This window comes from Deinococcus sp. (assembly GCF_025362455.1).
Taxonomy (GTDB): Bacteria; Deinococcota; Deinococci; order Deinococcales; family Deinococcaceae; genus Deinococcus.
In genome coordinates this window covers 1-19,978 of record NZ_JANYGJ010000062.1, presented here as the reverse complement: position 1 = coordinate 19,978, position 19,978 = coordinate 1, and the positions used below count along the sequence as shown (strand labels likewise).

The 19,978-nt window shown below is 66.2% G+C and carries 24 protein-coding genes; 12 read left to right on the top strand and 12 right to left on the bottom strand.

What is annotated here, in order from left to right; translation table 11 throughout:
• Positions 1–237: PepSY-associated TM helix domain-containing protein (locus Q0R23_RS04490; RefSeq protein WP_293910799.1), on the top strand; the 237-nt coding region annotated here is incomplete at its 5' end.
• Between the two features lie 434 nt (positions 238–671).
• On the opposite strand, the gene metK is transcribed toward Q0R23_RS04490, so the two are convergent.
• Positions 672–1,910, bottom strand: coding sequence for a methionine adenosyltransferase (metK, locus tag Q0R23_RS04485; protein WP_293910797.1), 1,239 nt, complete (start codon positions 1,908–1,910; stop codon positions 672–674).
• A gap of 198 nt (positions 1,911–2,108) precedes the next feature.
• Here metK and Q0R23_RS04480 point away from each other — a divergent pair, with 198 nt between their 5' ends.
• Entirely contained in the window at positions 2,109–2,987 is an 879-nt protein-coding gene (locus Q0R23_RS04480) for a class I SAM-dependent methyltransferase (RefSeq protein ID WP_293910795.1), read from the top strand.
• A 22-nt stretch (positions 2,988–3,009) separates the two neighbouring features.
• Positions 3,010–3,840 carry an orotidine-5'-phosphate decarboxylase gene (gene pyrF / locus Q0R23_RS04475; RefSeq protein ID WP_293910793.1) on the top strand — a complete coding sequence of 277 codons (831 nt, stop codon included), beginning with the start codon at positions 3,010–3,012 and terminating at the stop codon, positions 3,838–3,840.
• A gap of 682 nt (positions 3,841–4,522) precedes the next feature.
• On the opposite strand, the gene Q0R23_RS04470 is transcribed toward pyrF, so the two are convergent.
• The 3 genes from Q0R23_RS04470 to Q0R23_RS04460 are packed head-to-tail and all read right to left on the bottom strand — an operon-like array spanning position 4,523 to position 6,118.
• A complete protein-coding gene (locus Q0R23_RS04470; RefSeq protein ID WP_293910791.1) occupies positions 4,523–5,455 on the bottom strand; it encodes a UV damage endonuclease UvsE in 933 nt (310 codons plus the stop codon).
• Positions 5,428–5,601 (bottom strand): DUF2256 domain-containing protein, encoded by a 174-nt coding sequence (locus tag Q0R23_RS04465; RefSeq protein WP_293910789.1) that lies wholly within the window; start codon positions 5,599–5,601, stop codon positions 5,428–5,430. Before Q0R23_RS04465 ends, Q0R23_RS04470 begins: the two co-directional genes overlap by 28 nt.
• Positions 5,591–6,118 carry a gluconokinase, GntK/IdnK-type gene (locus Q0R23_RS04460; protein ID WP_293910787.1) on the bottom strand — a complete coding sequence of 176 codons (528 nt, stop codon included), beginning with the start codon at positions 6,116–6,118 and terminating at the stop codon, positions 5,591–5,593. The genes Q0R23_RS04465 and Q0R23_RS04460 overlap by 11 nt, the downstream gene beginning before the upstream one ends.
• Positions 6,119–6,264: 146 nt before the next feature.
• Here Q0R23_RS04460 and Q0R23_RS04455 point away from each other — a divergent pair, with 146 nt between their 5' ends.
• On the top strand, positions 6,265–6,612 hold the full coding sequence (locus tag Q0R23_RS04455) for a helix-turn-helix transcriptional regulator (RefSeq protein WP_293910785.1): 348 nt from the start codon (positions 6,265–6,267) through the stop codon (positions 6,610–6,612).
• Complete coding sequence (locus tag Q0R23_RS04450; protein ID WP_293910783.1) at positions 6,609–7,748, top strand: hypothetical protein; 1,140 nt, start codon at positions 6,609–6,611, stop codon at positions 7,746–7,748. The genes Q0R23_RS04455 and Q0R23_RS04450 overlap by 4 nt, the downstream gene beginning before the upstream one ends.
• A 56-nt stretch (positions 7,749–7,804) precedes the next feature.
• On the opposite strand, the gene Q0R23_RS04445 is transcribed toward Q0R23_RS04450, so the two are convergent.
• Positions 7,805–8,881 (bottom strand): 3-deoxy-7-phosphoheptulonate synthase, encoded by a 1,077-nt coding sequence (locus Q0R23_RS04445; RefSeq protein WP_293910781.1) that lies wholly within the window; start codon positions 8,879–8,881, stop codon positions 7,805–7,807.
• Between the two features lie 475 nt (positions 8,882–9,356).
• Between Q0R23_RS04445 and Q0R23_RS04440 the strand changes: the two genes are divergently transcribed.
• A complete protein-coding gene (locus Q0R23_RS04440) occupies positions 9,357–10,877 on the top strand; it encodes a hypothetical protein (protein WP_293910779.1) in 1,521 nt (506 codons plus the stop codon).
• A 74-nt stretch (positions 10,878–10,951) separates the two neighbouring features.
• Here the strand turns inward: Q0R23_RS04440 and Q0R23_RS04435 are convergent, their stop codons facing one another.
• Positions 10,952–11,626 carry an HAD family phosphatase gene (locus Q0R23_RS04435; protein WP_293910777.1) on the bottom strand — a complete coding sequence of 225 codons (675 nt, stop codon included), beginning with the start codon at positions 11,624–11,626 and terminating at the stop codon, positions 10,952–10,954.
• A 373-nt stretch (positions 11,627–11,999) separates the two neighbouring features.
• Here Q0R23_RS04435 and Q0R23_RS04430 point away from each other — a divergent pair, with 373 nt between their 5' ends.
• Together Q0R23_RS04430 and Q0R23_RS04425 are read left to right on the top strand one after the other, a co-directional pair.
• Entirely contained in the window at positions 12,000–13,220 is a 1,221-nt protein-coding gene (locus tag Q0R23_RS04430) for an MFS transporter (RefSeq protein WP_293910775.1), read from the top strand.
• 118 nt (positions 13,221–13,338) lie between these two features.
• Positions 13,339–14,283, top strand: coding sequence for a DUF808 domain-containing protein (locus Q0R23_RS04425; protein WP_293910773.1), 945 nt, complete (start codon positions 13,339–13,341; stop codon positions 14,281–14,283).
• Between the two features lies 1 nt (position 14,284).
• Here Q0R23_RS04425 and Q0R23_RS04420 read toward each other — a convergent pair whose 3' ends face one another.
• The gene (locus Q0R23_RS04420; protein WP_293910771.1) at positions 14,285–14,914 is read right to left on the bottom strand and encodes a hypothetical protein; all 630 of its coding nucleotides are present in this window, start codon (positions 14,912–14,914) and stop codon (positions 14,285–14,287) included.
• 177 nt (positions 14,915–15,091) lie between these two features.
• Here Q0R23_RS04420 and Q0R23_RS04415 point away from each other — a divergent pair, with 177 nt between their 5' ends.
• The gene (locus Q0R23_RS04415) at positions 15,092–15,286 is read left to right on the top strand and encodes a hypothetical protein (RefSeq protein ID WP_293910769.1); all 195 of its coding nucleotides are present in this window, start codon (positions 15,092–15,094) and stop codon (positions 15,284–15,286) included.
• 36 nt (positions 15,287–15,322) lie between these two features.
• Here Q0R23_RS04415 and Q0R23_RS04410 read toward each other — a convergent pair whose 3' ends face one another.
• The 3 genes from Q0R23_RS04410 to mgsA all read right to left on the bottom strand — a co-directional run bounded on the left by Q0R23_RS04410 (position 15,323) and on the right by mgsA (position 16,984).
• On the bottom strand, positions 15,323–15,865 hold the full coding sequence (locus tag Q0R23_RS04410; protein ID WP_293910767.1) for a hypothetical protein: 543 nt from the start codon (positions 15,863–15,865) through the stop codon (positions 15,323–15,325).
• Positions 15,865–16,380: a hypothetical protein gene (locus Q0R23_RS04405; RefSeq protein WP_293910765.1), complete on the bottom strand. Its 516-nt coding sequence runs from the start codon at positions 16,378–16,380 to the stop codon at positions 15,865–15,867. The genes Q0R23_RS04410 and Q0R23_RS04405 overlap by 1 nt, the downstream gene beginning before the upstream one ends.
• A 190-nt stretch (positions 16,381–16,570) precedes the next feature.
• Positions 16,571–16,984 (bottom strand): methylglyoxal synthase, encoded by a 414-nt coding sequence (gene mgsA / locus Q0R23_RS04400; protein ID WP_293910763.1) that lies wholly within the window; start codon positions 16,982–16,984, stop codon positions 16,571–16,573.
• An 81-nt stretch (positions 16,985–17,065) separates the two neighbouring features.
• On the opposite strand from mgsA, the gene Q0R23_RS04395 reads away from it, so the two are divergent.
• The 3 genes from Q0R23_RS04395 to Q0R23_RS04385 all read left to right on the top strand — a co-directional run bounded on the left by Q0R23_RS04395 (position 17,066) and on the right by Q0R23_RS04385 (position 18,831).
• A complete protein-coding gene (locus Q0R23_RS04395; RefSeq protein ID WP_293910761.1) occupies positions 17,066–17,626 on the top strand; it encodes a GNAT family N-acetyltransferase in 561 nt (186 codons plus the stop codon).
• 156 nt (positions 17,627–17,782) lie between these two features.
• A complete protein-coding gene (locus tag Q0R23_RS04390; protein ID WP_293910759.1) occupies positions 17,783–18,403 on the top strand; it encodes a hypothetical protein in 621 nt (206 codons plus the stop codon).
• 89 nt (positions 18,404–18,492) lie between these two features.
• Complete coding sequence (locus tag Q0R23_RS04385) at positions 18,493–18,831, top strand: YraN family protein (RefSeq protein ID WP_293910757.1); 339 nt, start codon at positions 18,493–18,495, stop codon at positions 18,829–18,831.
• Positions 18,832–18,899: 68 nt separating this feature from the next.
• Here Q0R23_RS04385 and Q0R23_RS04380 read toward each other — a convergent pair whose 3' ends face one another.
• Together Q0R23_RS04380 and dcd are read right to left on the bottom strand one after the other, a co-directional pair.
• On the bottom strand, positions 18,900–19,121 hold the full coding sequence (locus Q0R23_RS04380) for a hypothetical protein (RefSeq protein ID WP_293910755.1): 222 nt from the start codon (positions 19,119–19,121) through the stop codon (positions 18,900–18,902).
• Positions 19,122–19,215: 94 nt separating this feature from the next.
• Positions 19,216–19,776, bottom strand: coding sequence for a dCTP deaminase (dcd, locus tag Q0R23_RS04375; protein ID WP_293910753.1), 561 nt, complete (start codon positions 19,774–19,776; stop codon positions 19,216–19,218).
• Between the last annotated feature and the right edge of the window lie 202 nt (positions 19,777–19,978).

Below are 19,978 nucleotides of genomic sequence, written 5' to 3'. Positions count from 1 at the left end.
TACACCGTCAACGTCGACGCGCAGGGCGCCCTGGCCATCGCCAACGATTTTCACAAGGGCCGCAATTCGGGCGGAGCCTGGTCGTGGGTGATCGACGTGTCCGGCATTTTTCTGGTGATCCTGTCGCTGACGGGCCTGGCGCTGATCTTCATTCTCAAAAAGGTGCGCACGGCGTCGCTCATCAACATCGTCGTGGGCGGAGCGCTGGTGGGCTGGCTGATGTGGCGGGTGATGTAGAGGGCGGTGACGCGGCATTGACAGCGGCTGGATGAGCTTGAGGCGAGAATGTGGCGTTGTGAGGGCTTCAGCAAGTTGCGAATGCGTCGGCTCCCCCACCCCCCAGCCCCCGCCCCGGTGGGGCGAGGGAGCGGGTCGCTCCGCTATGGATGGTACTTCCAGTTCGCCTCAGCCGCTCAATTCTTCGCCGCGTTCTCCACATCGTGTAGCTCACGTAGGGCGCCCGTGCTCCGCATACGCCCATAACTGACCTCGCTGGAATATTCTGATTGACTTCAGCCAGAAAGAGCGAATGGGCGCATGTCGTTGACCCCTCGCCCCTTGCGGGAGAGGGGCGCTGCGCAGCAGCGGGGTGAGTTGCAGACCTGCTTGCAGAGGGCAAGTGAGCGCCAGCTCATGCCCTCTATCTGTCCCACTTCCCACTCCCCGCACCTTTACACTAGCGCTGCCGCCGCCGCCTTCAACTCGTCTACCTTATCGAGCTTCTCCCAGGGGAATTCGTCGCGTCCGAAGTGGCCGTAGGCGGCGGTGCGGGCGTAGATCGGGCGCAGCAAATCCAGCTCGGCGATGATGGCCTGGGGCCGGGCGTCGAAGTGGGCCTGGACCAGCTCGGCCAGGGCGGCGTCGCTCAGCCTGCCGGTGCCGTAGGAATCCACGCGCAGCGAGACCGGTGAGGCGCGGCCAATGGCGTAGGCGACCTCCACCAGCGCCTTCTTTGCCAGACCAGCCGCGACCAGGTTCTTGGCGACGTAACGGGCGTAGTAGGCCGCGCTGCGGTCCACCTTGGTGGGGTCCTTGCCCGAAAACGCCCCCCCGCCGTGCGGCACCGCGCCGCCGTAGGTGTCCACGATGATCTTGCGGCCCGTCAGGCCGGTGTCGCCGTGCGGCCCGCCGATCACGAACTTGCCCGACGGATTGATGAAGAACTTGGTGCCCTCGCGCAAATACTGGGCCGGAATGACCGCCCGGATCACCTGGGCTTCGAGGTCCGCCTTGATCTGCTCCTGGGACACGTCCTCGTCGTGCTGGGTCGAGATGACCACGGTATCGACCCAGGTATCCCCACCGCTGCGCACGATGGTCACCTGCGATTTGGCGTCCGGGCGCAGGTAGGTCAGCGTGCCCTCCTTGCGCAATGTCGCCAGGCGGCGGGTCAGCTTGTGGGCCAGGCTGATCGGCAGCGGCATCAGTTCGGGCGTCTCGTCGGTGGCGTAGCCGAACATCAGGCCCTGGTCGCCCGCGCCGGTCAGGCTGTAGGCGTTCTTCGGGTCGGCGCGCTCGGCCTCACTCATGCCGCGCCACTCCTCGGAAAAATTCACGCCGCCTGCGATGTCAGGGCTCTGCTCGTGGAGCGCCACCAGCACGGCGCTGTACTCGGCGTCGAAGCCGTAGTGGGCGCGGGTGTAGCCCACCTCCTTGACCGCCTCGCGCACCACCCGCTGCACGTCCACATGGGCGCTGTGGGCGGTGACCTCGCCCGCCACCACGGCCATGCCGGTGGTCAGCAGGGTCTCGACGGCCACCCGGCTACCCGGCTCCTGGCGCAGAAATTCATCCAGAATGCTGTCGGAGATGAAATCGGCCAGCTTGTCGGGGTGGCCCTCGGAGACGGACTCGGAGGTGTAGTACTTCAGACCTGGCTTCAAATTTGGCTTGAGATTCGCATCGCTCATGGGGCCCCTCGGCGCCGCTGCGCAGGGCAGCAACCGGGGTGTGTCTCACAGAACAGACCTGGAGAGGAGTGTTCACATGCCCGGCGGGGCGCTTCGGTCAGACTAACAAGCGCGGGCGACCAGGAACAGGGGCAAACTTCCAGGTCTTCAACTCTCAAGCCGGGCTCAAGCAGGCGCCGCTTATGCCATGCTGGGCGAATGATTCAGAGTGGTGCCGAGCCCCTGAGCGAGCTGCTGCCGCTGCTGCGATCAGAGTTGCAGCGTGCCGGGGCAGTCAGCTTTAGCGTGCCCGATCCGGATTCGGGGGCGGGCCTGTACGCCGGGGAGACCGGGAGCGCGGGCCGTCACCGTTCCTACGCCACCTGGGTTGACCTGGCCGACGTGCTGGGCGCCCGGCTGGGCACGCCGGAGCGGCAAGGCGCTGGACGCGTGCGCCTGACCCTGCACCGGCTGCCCGCACTGGACCGGCAGGCCGATTACGGCGAGGGCAGCGACTTCCAGCGGCTCGACAAACTCGAAGACCCCTGGTTCCTGCACGGCTTTACCGAGGCCCTGACGCGGGCAAAGCTGCGCCCCGGCGCCCGTATCCTGAGTGTCGGCGTGGGCAGCGGGCGTGAGCTGAACGCGCTGGAGATTGCCTATCCAGACCAGAAGTTCGAGGTAGTCGGCCTGGACCTCGATCCTGGCGTGCTGGAGTTGGCCCGGCAGCGCCACGCCGCTCAAAACTGGACCTTCCAGACTGGCGACGTGAACGCGCTGGACGCCGGGCTGGGCCGCTTCGACCTGATCGTCGCCCTGAGCGTCTTGCAGAGCCGGAACGTCAACCTGGAACGCAGCCTGCGCGGCCTGATGAAAGGCCACCTGGCGCCCACTGGCAGCCTGATCCTGGGTTTTCCTAACTGCCGGTACACGGGCGGCGAGGTCCGCTACGGCGCCCGGATGCTCAATTTCCACGACCCCGATCTGTCGCTGCTGCTCTCCGACGTGGCGCTGGTACGCCGCCACCTGCACAAATCCGGCTTCAAGGTGTACGTGACCGGCAAATACGAGGTGCTGGTCACGGGCGTGCCGGTCTGAGCGGGTACACTCGGTTCCTGAGATGACCACTTTTGCCCAGACCACCTTCACCGACCGCCTGACCGAGCGCAGCCTGACCCTGGACACCCGCCTGTGTCTGGGCCTTGACCCGCGCCTGGACGCTTATCCGAACCGGGATGCCTGGCGAAGCCACACGCTGGATGTACTCGACGCCTGCGCGCCCTACGCCGCCTGCGTCAAGCCGCAACTGGCCTTTTACGAGGCGCTGGGGCTCTACGGCCTGGGCGTGCTGGAGGAGGTCTGCGCCGCCGCCCGTGCCCTGGGCCTGCCGATTATCCTCGACGCCAAGCGCGGCGACATCGGCTCCACGGCTGTCGCCTACGCGGACGCCTGGCTCTCCGGGCCGCACGCCGGGGACGCGCTGACGGTCAACCCGTTTCTGGGCTTTGAGACCCTCGCGCCGTTCGTGGATAGGGCGCGGCAACAGGGTGGGGCCGTGTTCGTGCTCGTCAAGACCAGCAATCCGGGTCAGGCCGATGTGCAGGGCGGCGGCGTCTCGGAGAGATTGGCCGCCGAGGTCGCCCGGCTGGGGCGCGAGGAAGGCGAAGGGCTGAGCAGCCCCATATTAAGCAGCGTCGGCGCTGTCGTAGGAGCGACCCATCCGCAGGAGCTTTCAGCCTGGAGGTCAGCCATGCCGCAGGCCGTGTTGCTGCTGCCGGGCCTGGGGGCACAGGGGGCGCGGGCGGCGGACCTGGCCGGGGCCTTCCTGCCGGGTGGGGTGGGCGCGGTGGTCAGTGCCAGCCGGGGTATTCAGTACGCCGCTGGGCTGGACGTGGCGGCGGCGAGGGCAGCGGCCCAGGGCTTCCGCGACGAGCTGAACGGGGCGTTGTAGTTGGGGGCTTGGTGTTTGTGCGTTGGACGTGCTTGGGGCGGTGATGTTGCTTTTTTAGGCTTCAGCTCCTTGCCAATGCGTCTGCACCCCCACCCCCCAGCGGGCAGGCCCTTCGTCGTGAACGGACTGTCGTCATGAGCGGACACCCATGAGGGTGCCATTCCTCCCCATGAGGACGCCACTCCTCCCATACGGGTGCCGCTCTGCCCAAGCGGTCAGGCCCCATACGGGTGCCGCTCTGAACAAGAAGACGCCCCCGCCCCGGTGGGGCGCAACTGGCCACAGGTTCTGGGACGGCCCCTCACCTCTCTTGACTAGCCTACGTGTCAATAGAACCTTGGAGGGGGTTTGCGCTCCGCTGAGGATGGTACATCCAGTTCGTCCCAAACGCACTATTTTTCGCCGCGTTCTCCACATCGTGGCCGGTGACGTGGGGCGCCCGTGCTCCACATACGCCCATAACTGACCTCGCTGGAAGGTAGTGGTCTACTCCAGCGGAAAACAGCGTCTGGATGGGCATTGTTGACCCCTCGCCCCCTGCGGGAGAGTCGAAGACCTGCTTGCAGAGGGGCGCTGCGCAGCAGCAGGGTGAGGGGTAGTGAGCGCCAGCGCATGCCCCTCTTTTTTCCCGCGCCCCGCGTACTGCATACCGCGCCCTCCATCTTTTCCTACTTCCCACCCCCTACTTCCCCCTATTCCCCCGCTCCATCAGCGCCAGCACCGCGTCCTCCTTGCCTTTGGCCTCGACCTCGATCCACGGGACGTCGAAGTAGGCGCCCGGTAGATCGCCGATGAGCTGGCTGTGGCGGCGGTCCTGCGGTCCCTGTGCGCCGTTGCTCAGGTGGACGACCTGCCACTCCGGCGGGCTCCAGGTGGCGCGGGCGGCCAGAACCCACTCGCGGACGCTGGGATGATCTTGGTCGGGCAACTTGTCGTGGATGATGTGGTGGTGGGCATCGAAGACCATCGGGGTGTTGGTGGCCTGGCAGACCGGCAGAAGATCGGCGGGGCCGAAAGCATATTCGTCGTTCTCCAGCGCCAGGCGCAACCTCGCGGCGTCGGGCAGGTCGCGGATGATCTCGGTCAGCTCATTGGCGCGGCCCCCCTTGCCGCCGTGGAGGATCATGCAGTGGTACGGTGTGCGCCCGAAGCCCAGGCGGTCCATCACCTCGGCGTGGGTCATGAACTGATGCAGACTGCTGGCCCTCACCTCTGAGCGCTCGGAATTGAGCACGATGTACTGCTCCGGGTGGATCAGTACCCGGATTCCGGCGTCCATGAACGCCTGCCCGGCGGCCCGGAGCTGCGGCGCGAGTTCGCTGAGCACGTCGTAACCGGTGCCTTCACCGATCAGGTCGAGCACCGGATATAGCGCCGCCGACATCCTGAACAGCCGGATGCCCCGCGCCGCGCAGTAGGCCGCCGCGCTCTTCAGCCGGGCGGTGTTGTCGGCGTACAGGCTGCGCAGGGCGGCCAGCCTCGCCGCCGCGTCCAGCGAGCGGTAGCGGCTGAGCGTGATGGTCCGGAAGTGCAGCTCAGGCCCCACCGTCATGCAGACCAGGCCGTAGGCGGGACTCACGGCGCCGGTCACGTTGCCTTGCCCTGGGCGCGGCATTTGTCCGAGCAGTAGATCACCCTATCCCAGTCGCGCTCCCACTTTTTGCGCCAGCTAAACGGGCGCCCACACACCGGGCAGATTTTCTGGGGCCGCTCGGAGGGTTTGAGCCCGCCGCCCATCTTGCGCACCGTCTTAGAGGGCATGCTGGGCCTCCAGGCGGGCCAGCACCTCGGCCAGCACTGACTGGGTGGTGCTCCGGGCGCTCACCGGCACGATCAGCGCCTCGCTGGCGTCCGGCGGCTCGAAGGCGGCGAGCTGGCTGGGCAGCAGCGCGGGGGTCGCGTAACTGCCACGCCGTTGCTCCAGGCGGGTACGCAGCAGTGCCGGGGGCACGTCCGGATAAATGAACCGGGTGGACGCGTTGCGCAGCACATTCCGGTAGGCCCGCTTCAGGCCGGAGCAGGCCAGCACCACGCCCTCGTTTCGGGCGGTGTGGGCGTTCAGCTCGGCTCGCAGGCGCCCTAGCCAGGGCTGGCGTTCGGCGTCTGTAAGCCCCTCGCCGCGCTCCATTTGGGCCTTCGCCTCATGGGTGTGAAAGTCGTCGGCGTCGAGGAACGGCAGTCCGAAATGCTCGGCCAGGGCGCGGCCCAGCGTGGTCTTGCCGCTGCCGGATACGCCGATGACGATGAACTGGGTGGTGGGGGAGGAGGGGGAGGGCATGGTCCGTATTGTGGAGCGGCGGGGCGGGCGGCTGTGTGTGTTGGTGAGTCGTGTGCTGCGAATGACAGGCGCCATGCTGGACCGAATCGCTACCTTGCACGACCCGCTACCTTGCACTGCCTACTACCTTGCATTACACTGTACCCATGACCCCGCTCAAGTCCGGCACGCTCGACCTGGCCCTGCTCTCGGCGCTTGAACTCCAGCCGCGCTACGGCCTGGACATCATGCACCACGTCAACGCCCGCAGCGGGGGATTATTCGATCTGCGCGAGGGCAGTCTGTATCCGGCGCTGCACCGGCTGGTCAAGTCAGGCTGGATAGAGAGCGAGTGGCAGGAGAGCACCACGGGCGGGGCGCCGCGCAAGTACTACCAACTCACCGACAGCGGCCACGCCGCGCTGGGCGCCAAGAAAGCCGAGTGGAACAAGCTGCGCGGGGCGCTCGATTCGCTGTTGTTGACTGAGCGGCTGCTGATCGGGCGGCTGGCATGACCCGCCGCGCCACCCGCCGCGCTGGTAAGGTGCTCAGCCTGAACGAGTACATCCACCGCGCCACGCTGGGCCTCCCCAGAACCGAGCGCCTGGACGCCGCCGCCGAGCTGCGAAGCCACCTGCTCGAACAGGTCGCCGTGCTGGAGGCGAAGGGTTTTGCGCGTCAGGAGGCGGAGTTTCTGGCGGTGCAGGCGATGGGCACCGTGCGACTGGGCAGCCGGAGCCTGCTGAGCCGCACCCGAATCCTGGGTTGGACGGTGCTGGGCCTGATGTCGCTGGCGACGGGCAGTTGGTGGGTCTACAACAACCTGATGCCGCCGAAAGAGGGCATTGCCATCACCGACAGCAACCTGACGCCGGACGATATGGCGAGACTCTGGAACATGCCCGATGCGCCGCGTGGAATTGACGCGCATTACAACAGTGCAGTCCTTACCTACCCGAAAGCCACCAAAGCCATCTATTACGCCTACGTCACGCCGAACCATGTCGTGATTCAGGGCAACGGGCTCTCTACCGTCAACGAGTACGACGTATCCAAACGCTGGCCGGGCAGTTACCGTTATCAGGAACGCTGGCTGCTGTCCAGTCAGGATGGCTCGGAGGCGTGTCCCCAGAAGTGGAATCTGTTTTTATCAGTCCGGGCCGTCAATTCCCCCCTCAGCTACACTGACGGCGCAGCGGGCTATCCGCCGGACCTGAATCTAAAGAAGGCTGGACCTGGAAGCTCGGTCTGCACCGGCATGAAGCATCTGCCGATTACCGCCGTGTCAAGTTCTGAAATCCGGGTGACGATGGACGGCGCGATGGACGGCGTGCTACCTCCCATCGACGACGGCACTCAACTCAAACCGTTTAAACCGTTGCCGCTGGGCCGCTGGACCATCCTCCACCAACTCCTGATGATCTCCCAGGGTCAGCGGCTGCGCGACCTCCCGCCGAACTACAACAACAGCATCTACCTGGCCGTGCTGCCCAGCGACCAGGCGGCCTCGCTCAGCGATTCTGGCGCGGTGTTCAAGCGCGATGTGAACGGGAATATCACCAATCTGACTTACGGTGGCCAGCTCTTGCCCGACCCGCCTGCGACTGACTGGGCAGAATTCTTAAAGCGCACTATGCCCATTGTTCCCTGATCCCACAACCGGCCCGCCAGCACTCACTCAGGCGGGCCGCTTTCAATCTATTGCGCTCAGCTCACGACTTCCGACTTCACCACATTCCCCATCTGGTCGTAGGCCCACCTCAGCAGCTCCTCGGTGCTCTCCCAGCCCACGCAGGCGTCGGTGACCGACACGCCGTACCTCAGCCTTGCCAGGTCGGCGGGAATGCTCTGCTTGCCTTCCATCAGGTTGCTTTCGAGCATCAAGCCCACCAGGGCGTCGTTGCCCGCCACGCGCTGAGCGATCACGTCATGCCAGGCGCCGAGTTGCTTCTCGAACTGGTAGCCGCTGTTGTGGTGTGAGCAGTCCACGATGATACCCGCGCTGACTCCAGCCTCGGCCAGCAGGCCCTGGGTTTCCTGCACGTGCTCGCCGCCGTAGTTGGGTCCGAAACGCCCGCCGCGCAAAATCACATGCCCGTCGGGGTTGCCGATGGTGGTGACCACGGCGGCCTGGCCCTGGTCGGTGATGCCCAGGAAGGTGTGCGGCTTGAGTGCGCTGACGATGGCGTCCACGGCCAGCTTGATGTTGCCGCCCGTGCCGTTTTTGAAGCCCACCGGCACCGACACGCCGCTGACCATCGCCCGGTGGGTCTGTGACTCGGTGGTGCGCGCCCCGATGGCGCCCCAGGCCAGTTGATCGTCGATGTACTGCGGCACGAAGGGGTCGAGCAGCTCGGTGCCCACCGGCATACCGAGTTCGTTGATCTTCAGCATCAGGCGGCGGGTCATCTGGAGGCCCAGGTTGAAATCGTTGTCGCCCTTCATGCCGGGGTCGTTGAGGTAGCCGCGCCAGCCCACCGTCGTGCGCGGCTTGTCCATGTAGACCCGCATCACGATCTCCAACCTGTCGGCGTACTGGGTGCGGAGCTTCGAGAGCCGCCCGGCGTACTCCAGCGCCTGGGCCTCGTCGTGGACGCTGCACGGCCCCACGATCAGCAGCAGCCGGGGGTCCTGGCGGCGCAGAATTCGCTCGACGCCCCTGCGGGCACTGCTGACGGTGGCCTCGGCGGCGGGGCTCAGCGGCAACTGGGCCTTGAGCCCTTCAGGGGTGATCAGCGGCTGAAACGAGGACACGTGAATGTTGGCCTGGACGTGATCGGGCATGGGGCTCCTTGTGGGGTCTGTGCTGGATGTGGGTCTGTGCTGGATGTGGGGCTGGACGTGATCGGGGCTGGATTCAAGAAAAAACCCGCGCCGGTCTGGAACTCCGGGCGGGCAAGGTCGGCGCAGCGCTGACTAGGCCCGGAGTGCTCCGAACCAATAAAAAAACGCCGCTGCGGTGTGCATACCCGTACTCTACGCCGCCTGGCGGCCAGGGCAGCCGGGGTAAGCTAGACCGCAATCATCTTCATCTCGTTCATGAAGACGGGTGGATGATGGGTGGATATTCAAACGGACAGCCGGTCATTCGGGGTGCGCCCCCAGAGCAGTTCTCCGAATCACGTCATCGGGATAATGGCCTCCCAATGACTCCATTCTGCGTCCTGCTCGCCGTGTTTCACCCCCGCTGGTCGGTCATAACAACGGGGTTTTTACGACAAATGTTTTAATCACCCGGCGCGTGCCGGAAAGGAGCGCCGTGACGCAGATTCCCCGAAAGTTGATCCTGAGTTTCTGGCTGCTCAGCACCTGTCAGCTCAGCGCCTGCCAGGCCCAGTCGACCGAAGCCCAGTCGACTCAAGCACAGCCGACCCAGGCTCAGCCCGCTGCTCTGCCGGACGAGCTGGCCGAGCTGGGCGCCACCAGCACCAAAAAACTGATCGAATACGGCTGGGATATGCCCACGCCGCAGATTCTCCAGGCCAACCCGGCCCGGCTGGCCGCCGCTCCCTTCGACGGCCTGACTCTGCGGCTGAGTGGCGCTCAGATCGTCTTCCGGCGCGGGAGTCTGGACGCCGCGCAGGTGAGCAGGGATGTGGCGACGCTCAGGGCGCTGAACTCAAACAAGCTGGCCAACAGCTACCTGAGCATGTACGGCGGCGCCGGGCCAGGCTGGGACTGGCTCAGTGACGGCGACTGGGCACAGACCGAGCGCAGCGCCCGGCTCGTCGCCAGGGCAGCCAAGGCGGCAGGTCTGCGCGGCGTGATGTTCGATATGGAACCCTACGAACTCAATCCCTGGCAGTACGGCAATCAGCCGGGCGCGGGTAAACTCGACTTTGCCCAGTTTCAGACGCGGGTTCGCGCCCGTGGAGCGGCCTTCATGCGGGCGATGCAGGGTGAATACCCCGGCATCCAGATTTACAGCCTGTATCTGCTCAGCGCCACCGACGATGTGCAGGGCGCCACGCCTGCTGAAACCCAGAACAATCTTTCGGGGAGCGGTTACGGCCTGTGGCCCGCTTTTGTAAACGGCATGCTGGACGCCCTGGCGCCGGGTGCGAGTCTGGTCGAGGGCAACGAGCACGCCTACTATTACCTGCACGCCGCCGACTTCGACGAGTCGCGCCGCACTGTCCGGCAACGCGCCCTGCCGCTGGTCGCGCCGGAAAACCGGGCCAGGTACGGCAAGGTCCAGATGGGCCAGGCCATCTTCGCCGACGGGGTGCTCGACCTCTGGAAGTCGCCGCGCTTCATCGGCTACTATTTTCCCGACTGGGCGGCCCGCGAGCAGACGCTGGGCCACAACATCACCCACGCTCTGCGCACCGCCGACGAGGTGGCCTGGTTCTACAACGAGAACTTCAACTGGTGGGCCGAGGGCAAGCCGGGCCAGGAGCCCAACCAGCAGCGCGTCAGGGCCGTCATCGAGGGGGCGCGGCAACTCGCCCGCAGCGGCCAGACCATTCCCGAAGTCGCCAGCCTGAAGGCCGCCGAAGCCGCCTTCGCGGGCCAGGTCTCGGTGGGCGGCGATCTGATCGGCACCAATAACGCTCCGGTCAGCTTCGAGGTCAACGGCGTCAACTCCCCCGCAGGCGAGATCGGCCCGAACTGCGCCACCTGGAACGCCGGGCAGCACTACAGTTGCACCTTCCCCGGCAACTGGAGCGGCACCATTCGCCCCAATATCGTGGGTAAACCGGCCTTCGACCCGCCGGAGCGCCGCTACACCAACCTGAAAAAAGATGACTGGCAGGCCCACTTCACCCTCAAGCCCTGAAACGTCAAGCCCTGAAACGTCAAGCCCTGAATGGACCTGCGCCTTCGTCTGTTCCCACACGCCACACGCCGCCCCTATTCCAGCCAGCTCGCCCAGCCGGTAAAATCAGCCGCCACCGACCGCGCCCCGGCGGCCAGGAGCGCTTCCCGCGTCTGGGTGGTGCTCAGGGCCACGACGGTGCAGCCTGCGTCCACGGCGCTTTTGACCCCGTTCACGGCGTCCTCGTGGGCCAGGCAGGCGCGGCCCTCCAGACCCAGCAGCGCCGCGCCGCGCAAAAAAGGCTCCGGGTGCGGTTTGCCCTGCTGCACGTCATGGCCCAGAATTCGCAGCACGAAGCGGTGCGAGAGGCCCAGCGCCGAGAGCCCGAAATCCACGTTGACCTGATCCGCGCTGGTGACCAGGGCGTAGGGCAAGCCGCGCCGGTCCAGGGCGTCCAGGTAGGCGCTCAGGCCCGCCACCTCGCGCAGCTCGCCGCGTGCCAGCTCGCGGTAACGAGCCTCCTTGATGTGCGCGAAGGCTTCGGTCTCCTCCGGGGTGGGGACTCGTCCGGTCAGGCGCTGCATGATCTCCGGATTGCGCCCGCCGTCCACCTTGGTGTCGAGGTCGTGCTCGCTGAGGGTCATGTTCAGGTGAGAGAGGGCCACTTCCTGCCAGGCTTGCCGGTGAAACTGGTTGTTGCCGGTCAGCACGCCGTCCATGTCGAACAGCACACCACTGGGGCGGTACGGCAGCGCCGGGATAGGGGTCATAGTCAGGAGTCTAGCGGAAGTCCATATGAGCAGCGGCTGAGTACAGCGTTCTGAAAATTCTGTTGCCCCCGGCCTCCTCGAAAGAGTCGCAGAGCCGTTTTCAGAATGCTGGGCTCAGGCTGCCATCAGAGGGCAGGTGGTCATGCTGAGCTTGCCGAAAGCATCCCCCGGCCTCCAGGCGGACGAGGTGAGCATGACGGGGCCTTTTACGACCCACTGGTTACGACCCACTGGCAAGCTTCCAGACCCTTCACTGCGTTCAGCGTGAGACCCCGTTCGCGGTGCAACGTCCAGAACGCTGTGCTGGGCAGGCTCTGAAGCTACTCGCCGCCGCATCTACCCCGGCGAGTAGCACGGGCCGCAGACTTGACCCATGACGAGTGCCCTGCCCGCGCTGAAACACAATTTCAACTTCTGGCTGTGGTGGTTCGCCTCGGCGCAGAGTGCGCTGGGCAGTGCGCTGGCGGGCGTGGCCCTGTCGCTGCTGGTCTACAGGCTGAGCGGCTCGGCGGGGGCGCTGGGCGTGAATCTGGCGCTCTCCTTGCTGCCGGGGCTGCTCTCGCCGCTGCTGGGCACGCTGATCGACCGCCTTCCGGTGCGGCTGCCGCTGGTGCTGGGCGACGCGCTGCGCGGGGGTTTTCAGCTCGCGGCGGGGGCGCTGGCGCTGCGCGGGCAGATCAGCGTGGAGGCGCTGAACGTGCTGGCCTTCCTGGGCGGGCTGGTGGGCGCCTTCTACGGCCCGGCGGGCATGGGCGTCCTGGCCGGTCTGGTGCGGCCCGGTGATCTGGCGCGGGCGACCGGCCTGATGCAGAGCAGCAACTCGACCATGAACCTGCTGGGCCTGGTCGGCGGCGGCGTGCTGGTGGGCGTGTTCGGCAGCGCGGGATTGCTGGTCGCCGACGGAGCGAGCTTTCTGCTGATGGCGGGCCTGCTGCTGCTGGTGCGCTTCGCGCCGCGCCCGGTGCGCGTTCCGGCTTCCTTCTGGGCCGACTTCACGGGTGGGCTGCGCTACGCCCGTTCCAGCACGGCGCTGGCGCTGCTGCCGGTGCTGGGCTTTTTTATCAACGCTACTCTGGCGCCGATGGAGATGCTGGTGCTGCCCCGCATGAAGGAACTGGGCGCGGGCGCGGCGGGCTACGGCCTGTTCTTCGGGATGCTCGTCGGCGGGCAGATTCTCGGCAGCCTGGCGGTGGTGGGGCTGGGGCCGCGCCTGAAGCCCAGGGCGCTCAGCGTCTGGGCCTTCGCGGCGGCGGGTATGCTGCTGCTGACGCTGGCCCTGACCCGAACGGCGCCGCAGATGTACGCGGTGGCCCTGCTGCTGGGCGCGGCGCTGGCGTTGGTCAGCAGCGCCATCAGCCTGCTGTTTATAGGGCTGGTGGCCCCGGCCTATTTCGGGCGGGTGGGTAGCCTGCTGAACATGGTCAGCACCACCGGCATGCCGCTCACCCTGCTGCTGCTGGCTCCGGTGGCCGATAGGGTGCCGATCTGGACGATGTTCGCCGCCTCCGGGGCCGTGACCCTGATGGCCACCGCCGTGTGGCGCTGGGCGCTGAGCCGCGAGCCGCTGGAGCGGGAAGGCAGCCCCGCAACCTGATGACCGGCGTTGATAAACACTCCTTTCACCAGGCCGGAGATAACACCAGGATGAATTGCTAGACTGCCCATCTGATGCCCCTCTCTTTTTCCTGTTTCGGTATTCGGCGGAGCCCGGCGTGAGCGGCGGTCTGGTGGCCCTGCTCGACGACGTGGCGGCGATTGCCAAGCTGGCGGCGGCGTCCATCGACGATATCGGGGCGGCGGCGGGCAAGGCGGGCGTCAAGGCCATCGGCATCGTGGTGGACGACACGGCGGTCACACCACGCTACGTCACCGGTTTTTCGCCGGACCGCGAGCTGCCGATCATCTGGCGCATCGCCGTGGGCTCGCTGCGCAACAAGATCGTGTTCATTTTGCCGGTGGCGCTGCTGCTCAGCCAGTTTCTGCCCTGGGCCATCACGCCGATTCTGATGCTGGGCGGCGCCTACCTGTGCTTCGAGGGCGCCGAGAAGTTGTATGAGGCCGTCTCCGGGCACCACGAGGAGCCGACCGATACGGCCAGCAAGCTCGCCAGCAGCGCCCACGAGGAGCAGATGGTCGCCGGGGCGATCCGCACCGACCTGATTCTGTCCGCCGAGATCATGGCCCTCTCGCTGGCCGAGGTCGCCGACCAGCCGTTGCTGCCCCGCACGCTGATTCTGATCGTGGTGGCCCTGCTGATTACGGCGCTGGTCTACGGCGTGGTCGGGCTGATCGTCAAGGCCGACGACGTGGGGCTGAAGCTGGCTAAAAGTCGCTCTGGCCTGGCACGTGGCGTGGGGCGAGGGCTGGTCAGGGGCATGCCGGTGGTGATGTCGGCCCTGTCGGTGATCGGCACGGCGGCAATGTTGTGGGTGGGCGGACACATCATTCTGGTGGGCCTGGAGAACTTCGGGCTGGGCGGCCCGAATCACTGGCTGCACGAGCTGTCGGTGGGCGCGGCCAAAGCGGTGCCGTTCGCGGCTGGCCTGGTCGGCTGGCTGGTCGAGACGCTCGGCTCGGCGCTTGTGGGTGTGCTCCTGGGCGGGATCATCGTGGCGCTGATGCATCTGGTGCCCAGGAAGGCGGCTGCGGCGCACTGACTCAGCTCTCCAGCTCGCCCGGTGAGAACAGCATGCCCAGCAGGTACGGCTGACCGTCCGGGTCGCTCTGCCGGTACTTCTCGCCCAGTGAGCGCAGCTCGGCCTGCAACTCGCCCGCGTGCGCCGGACTGAGGATGGTGGCCGAAAAATGTCCGTAGGTGCCGCTCTCCAGCGCTGTTCCCTGCGGCCCGACCAGGCTGTAGAGGAGCTGGCTGCCGATCAGTGACAGCCGCACGGTGTCCAGACCCTGGTCCAGCAGGCGGCCTTCCTGGTGGCGGCCAAAGGCGTCCAGAAAAGGCCGGTAGGCGGCGTCCAGCAGCTCGCGCAGTCCGGCGGCGTCGCTCAGGGCCAGCGGCACCTGGTAGCTGCGTGCTCTGGCGGTGTAGAGTTTGCAGCTCCGCCCGGCGCGGGGCCGCAGCCCGGTCTGCTCGATCAGCCCGGCGCTCAGGAGTTGCCCCAGCGTGCGGTGAACGGCCTTCAGCGGCGTCGGCACCTCCAGCGTGACCTCGGCGGCGCTCAGGCCCGCTGCGCCCTCCGGCTGGCCGATCAGGGCGCCCAGTATCTGCGCGTTTCGCAGCGACAGCAGCAACCGGGCCTGCTGGGCGGTGGTGACGGTCAGGCACTCCTGCATCCGGGTCAGCTTAGAGCAGTACTCCGAATTACGCCACGGGGAAAACAGCCTCCCCGCGCCTCCATTCTGCGTCCTGCTCAGTTAAAACTACTCGCTCCGCTCGGTCATAAAAAGACCCTTTTTATGACATCTGCTCTAGAGCAGATCGGGAGCACGGATCGGGAGTACAGTACCTCCATGACACAGCCAGACCAGACTCCGGCGCAGGAAGGCGAGATCCTGATCAGTGGCGTGGACACCGGCCCCCTGAACAGCGGCAACGAAACGCCCACCGAGATGCACGCCCGCTTTCAGGGCGTGGGCGAGCCGGAACTGGACACTGAGCTTGAAACAGATACTGAGCCTGCCGAGCCGGACGACGAAGACGGCTGAGTCATATTCCCGCTGAGTCATATTCCCGCTGCCGCTTCAACGGAAATTCAGCCCCAGCCGGACGCCGGGATACACCACGCTGCCGACGTTCGAGATGGCGTAGCCCAGGCTGCCCTCGGTGAAGAGGGTCAGCTTGGGGTTCAGGCGCCACTCGTACTGCGCCAGAAGGTGCGGACGCAGGCTGAAGAGGTTCGGAAACCCGGCGCAGCCAGCGTCGAGGCTACAGGTCAGGAAGTAGCCGCTGGCGTAGGCGTTCAGGTCGAGTCCGCCGCCGAGCGAGAAGCGGGTCGGCGTCTCCAGTGAGCCGCTGACCGGAAACAGCACATCGGCGTCCAGCCCGACACCGTTGCCGAAGACATACAGCACGGTTCGTCCACCCGCGCCCAGCCGCAGCGCGTAACTGCCCGTGTCGTAGGTGACCTGGGCGCCCAGGGTATTGACGCCGAAGTAGGTCTGGGGCCTGCTCTGGACATTCTGGGTCTGCGCGGCGGCCAGGCTGGCGAGGCTCAGGGTGCTCAGGGCCGCGCAACGGATCATCCGTGTGGGCATCCAGGCTGGCATCCACGCTGGGGCTGGCATCAGTGGAAGTTCAGGCCCAGCCGCAGGCCGGGGTAGATGGCGGCGCCGATGCTGGGAATGAAGGCGTACCCCAGGCTGGTCTCCAGAAAAAAGCTGGAATTCAGGCTCATGCTGTGCTCGTAGTTGAGCAGCACGTGCGGGCGGTACGACACGACGCTGCCGTTGATATCGCCGCCGTTGCCCAGGAATGGACTGGCGAAGAAATAGTTCACGTCCACGCCCGCGCCGAGCGAGAGCTTGGAGGCGGCCTGGGTGTCCTGGTAGACCGGGTACAGCGCGGCCACGTCGGCGCCCACGCCGTACACCAGGCCCAGCGCCGTGCGGCCACCGACACTCAGGCGCAGCGCGAAGGTGCCGGTGTCGTAGGTGACCTGAGCGCCCAGGGTATTGACGCCGAAAGAGGTGCTCGGCGCTGTTTTGCTGGTCTGGGGCTTTGTCTGGGCGGCGCTCTGGGCAGTGGCAGGGGAGATCAGGGCGGCGGTCAGCAGGCTCGCCACGGCGGCGGAGGGTTTCATAAGCTTAATGTAGGGCAAAACTGGTGGGCTGGCCGCAGATCAGTCTATTCCTGCACGACCCTCTCCAGTCCGGGCAGCTCCAGAGCAGTACTCCGAATGACGCCACGGGGAAAATAGCCTCCCCGCGCCTCCATTCTGCGCCTTGCTCAGTCAAAACTACTCGCTCCGCTCGGTCATAAAAAGACCCTTTTTATGACATCTGCTCTAGTTGAGCCAGCCACAGCATCAGGGCCTCGGCGCTGGCCGGGTTGGTGGCCAGCGGGATGTCGTGGACGTCGCACAGGCGCAGCAGGGCGCTGACATCCGGCTCGTGCGGCTGGGCGGTCAGCGGGTCGCGGAAGAAAAAGACCGCCAGCACCTGTTCCTGCGCGATGCGGGCTCCGATCTGCTGGTCGCCGCCCAGCGGCCCGGAGAGTAAGCGCTCGACATCGAGCCCCGTCTGCTTTTGCAAGATGCCTCCGGTGGTGCCGGTGGCGACCAGGTAAAAGCGCGAGAGCACGCTTCGGTGACTCAGGACGAACAGCGCCAGTTCCAGTTTCTTCTTGTCGTGGGCGATCAGCGCGACCTGATGTTTGCCGGGAGGCCGGGAATCAGGCGAGGTCATGGGGGGCATTCTGGCATCCTGGTAGCCCGCTAGCCCGGTAGCCCAGTAGCGCAGCGCAGGCTCCGGCCTCAGACTGGGGCCGTGACTTCGCCCCGCGCCTCAGCCTTTGCCCCGGCCATCCGCGTGTTGCACGCCGCCGACGCCCCGGCCTACCGCGAGCTGCGCCTGCGTGCCCTGCGGGGCGAGGCCAGCGCCTACCTGACCAGCGCCGAGGAGTACGAGGCCCGGACGCTGGGGGCCGTCGCCGAGCGCCTGGCACCCACGCCAGGCTGCCTGACGCTGGGCGCCTTCGTCAGCGCCGAACCTACACCTACTGGACCTACGGGCACGCCACTCGTCGCAATAGCCACGCTGGCCCGCAGCAGCGCTCCCAGACACCGCCACCGAGCCGAGGTTTTCGCGGTGTACGTGGCGCCCGAAGTGCGGGGGCTGAAGCTGGGGCGCTCGTTGATGTCGGCGCTGATCGTCCAGGCGCGGGCCATGCCGGAGCTGGAGGTGTTCGGCCTGAGCGTGACCAGCACTCAGTTGGCCGCCCGCAGGCTCTACGAGCGCCTGGGATTCACCGTCTGGGGCGAGGAGCCGGACTCGCTGAAGCTGGGCGAGCGGCGGCTGAGTGCGCTGCACATGCAGCTCAGGCTCTGAACCGGGTGAGCCGTGCATCTGAGCCGAATTCATCTGAGCTGAATTCATCTGGGCAAAATCCGGGTTTGACATTCGCTCCGCCTTCACCGCCGCCCCTCAGACTGCCGGGCAAGGAAAGCAGGCCCGCGCAACCGGCCTTCCCCAACGGAGAATCCTATGAACGAGACCATCAAGATGACCGCCCATGTCAATTCCGCCCGCACCACTGCCGCCCGTCTGCTGCTCGCCCTGGGGTTGACCGGGGTGATGGCCGTTCCCGCGATGGCCGCCAGCGTGGGTAACACTGCCGCGCAGAATATTCAGGCCAGGAACGGCCAGATTCAGCCCAATCAGACCCAGCCCGACCAGACCCAGAATCGCCGGTCACAGAGGCAGCCCGGCCAGAACGCCCCCGACCTGAAGGTCACCTACTACACCGCCGACCCCAGCAAGGGCGGCAAGATCATCAGCACGCTGACGCTGACCCGGCCCGCTCGTCCACAAGGCCAGACCGGTAGCCGACGCGCCGTCCCCACACCCGGCGAGACCCTGGCCCGGCCCCGCCCGGTCAATCCGGTGGTGGCTCAGGCTCCGGCGGGCGCCACGTTCGCGGTGGTTCAGGGCGGGCGTGGCGGCGAGCGGGTCATCGATCTGGCGCAGGCCGATCAGATGGGCGGCCCCGGCATGGGCGGACCTGGTATGGGCGGACCTGGCGGCAGAGACGGTGGCCCTCGCGGCTCCGGCCCGGATCAGAAGGGTCAGGGCCAGCAGGGTCAGGATTCGCCACCTCGCAACTGAGGCCGGAACATCCAGCCACCGGAACATCCAGCCCCTGCCTCACGGTGGGGGCATGTTGCGGGCCACTGACCTGCGTCCATACTGTGCTCATGAAAGGAGCCGACGCCGAGAACCGCGCCCTGGAGGTGCTGCGCTCACAGGGCCACAGCCTGCTGGCCCGCAACTACCGCATTCCCGGCGGCGAAATCGACCTGGTGACCGAACGGGGCGGCGTCCTCTACTTCAGCGAGGTCCGGCAGCGGCGCGGCGCCCGTTTCGGCAGCGCCCTGGAAAGCGTGACGCCCCGCAAGCTGGAGCTGATGCGGCGGGCCGCCCTGAATTACCTGGTGCGCGAGTGTGGCCGCGACGACCTGGCCTGCCGCTTGCAACTCGTCAGCATCGAGGGCGAGGCCGCCACAGGCACGCTGAGCATCACGGCCATCGACTGAACGCCATTCAATGCGGCCCCAAATGACGACACGCGCCCAGTCGCCGGGGCGCGTGTCGATCTGCCGCTTCAGCCCTGCTTGCTGGCCGGTACGCTGCGGGCCTCTTCCAGATCTTTTTTCTCTTTGAGGCCCTCGTGCTCGTCGTTGCGCGGCGCCTCGGCCTCGCGGTCATTGGCGGACTTGAACGAGGGCTTGTGGCCGTCCTCTATCTCGTGGACTTCCTTTTCGTTGCGCCCAAACTGGCCGGGCTGGCTGGTATGTCCCTTGTTCTTGTCGTCTTTGTCAGGCATGGCGGCAGTCTGGAGGCTGGCCGCCCGCCGTGGCTGGACGTTGCCTCAAGGCCGCTTCAGAAATGAACGCTTGAGGAAGGCCGCTGGACTTCTGTCACAGCTTGGGCAGCGTCACGCCGGTCTGACCCTGATATTTACCCGCCCGGTCACGGTAATTGACTTCGGGGCGCTCGCCCTCGAAGAACAGCAGTTGCACACAGCCCTCGAAGGCGTACATCTTGGCCGGAAGCGGCGTCGTGTTGGAGAATTCCAGAGTCACATGACCTTCCCAGCCGGGCTCCAGGGGTGTAACATTTGCTACAATTCCGCACCGTGCATACGTCGATTTCCCCAGCGCCACCACCATCACGTTATCCGGAATCTTCATGTACTCCAGACTCCGGGCCAGCACAAACGAATTCGGCGGAATCAGTATTTCATTGGCTTTGATGTCCACGAAACTGCGCTCGTCGAAGTGCTTGGGGTCCACCACGGCGCTCATGACGTTGGTAAACACCTTCCATTCGTCGGCGCAGCGCAGGTCGTAGCCGAAGGAACTCAGGCCGTAGCTGATAACGCTGGCATTCTCAGCGGTGCGCACCAGGCGGTCTTCAAAGGGGCTAATCATGCCGCCCTGGGCCAGAGCGCGGATGCGCCAGTCGGGAAGGATACTCATGCTGTGCAGTCTAGCGTGTGGCAGTCTGGCGGCCCGCAGGCGCGTCCGTTCTGCCCAAGAAGCGGCCTAGCGTCGCCAGCGGCGCTGTTCAGGCCAAGACGCGGGCAGGCGTGCCCAGGCGGACTTGCAAAGCTCCGCAGGAGAGGAGTGGCATCCTCATGGGGACGAGTGGCGTCCTCATGGGCGTCCGTTCACGAGGACA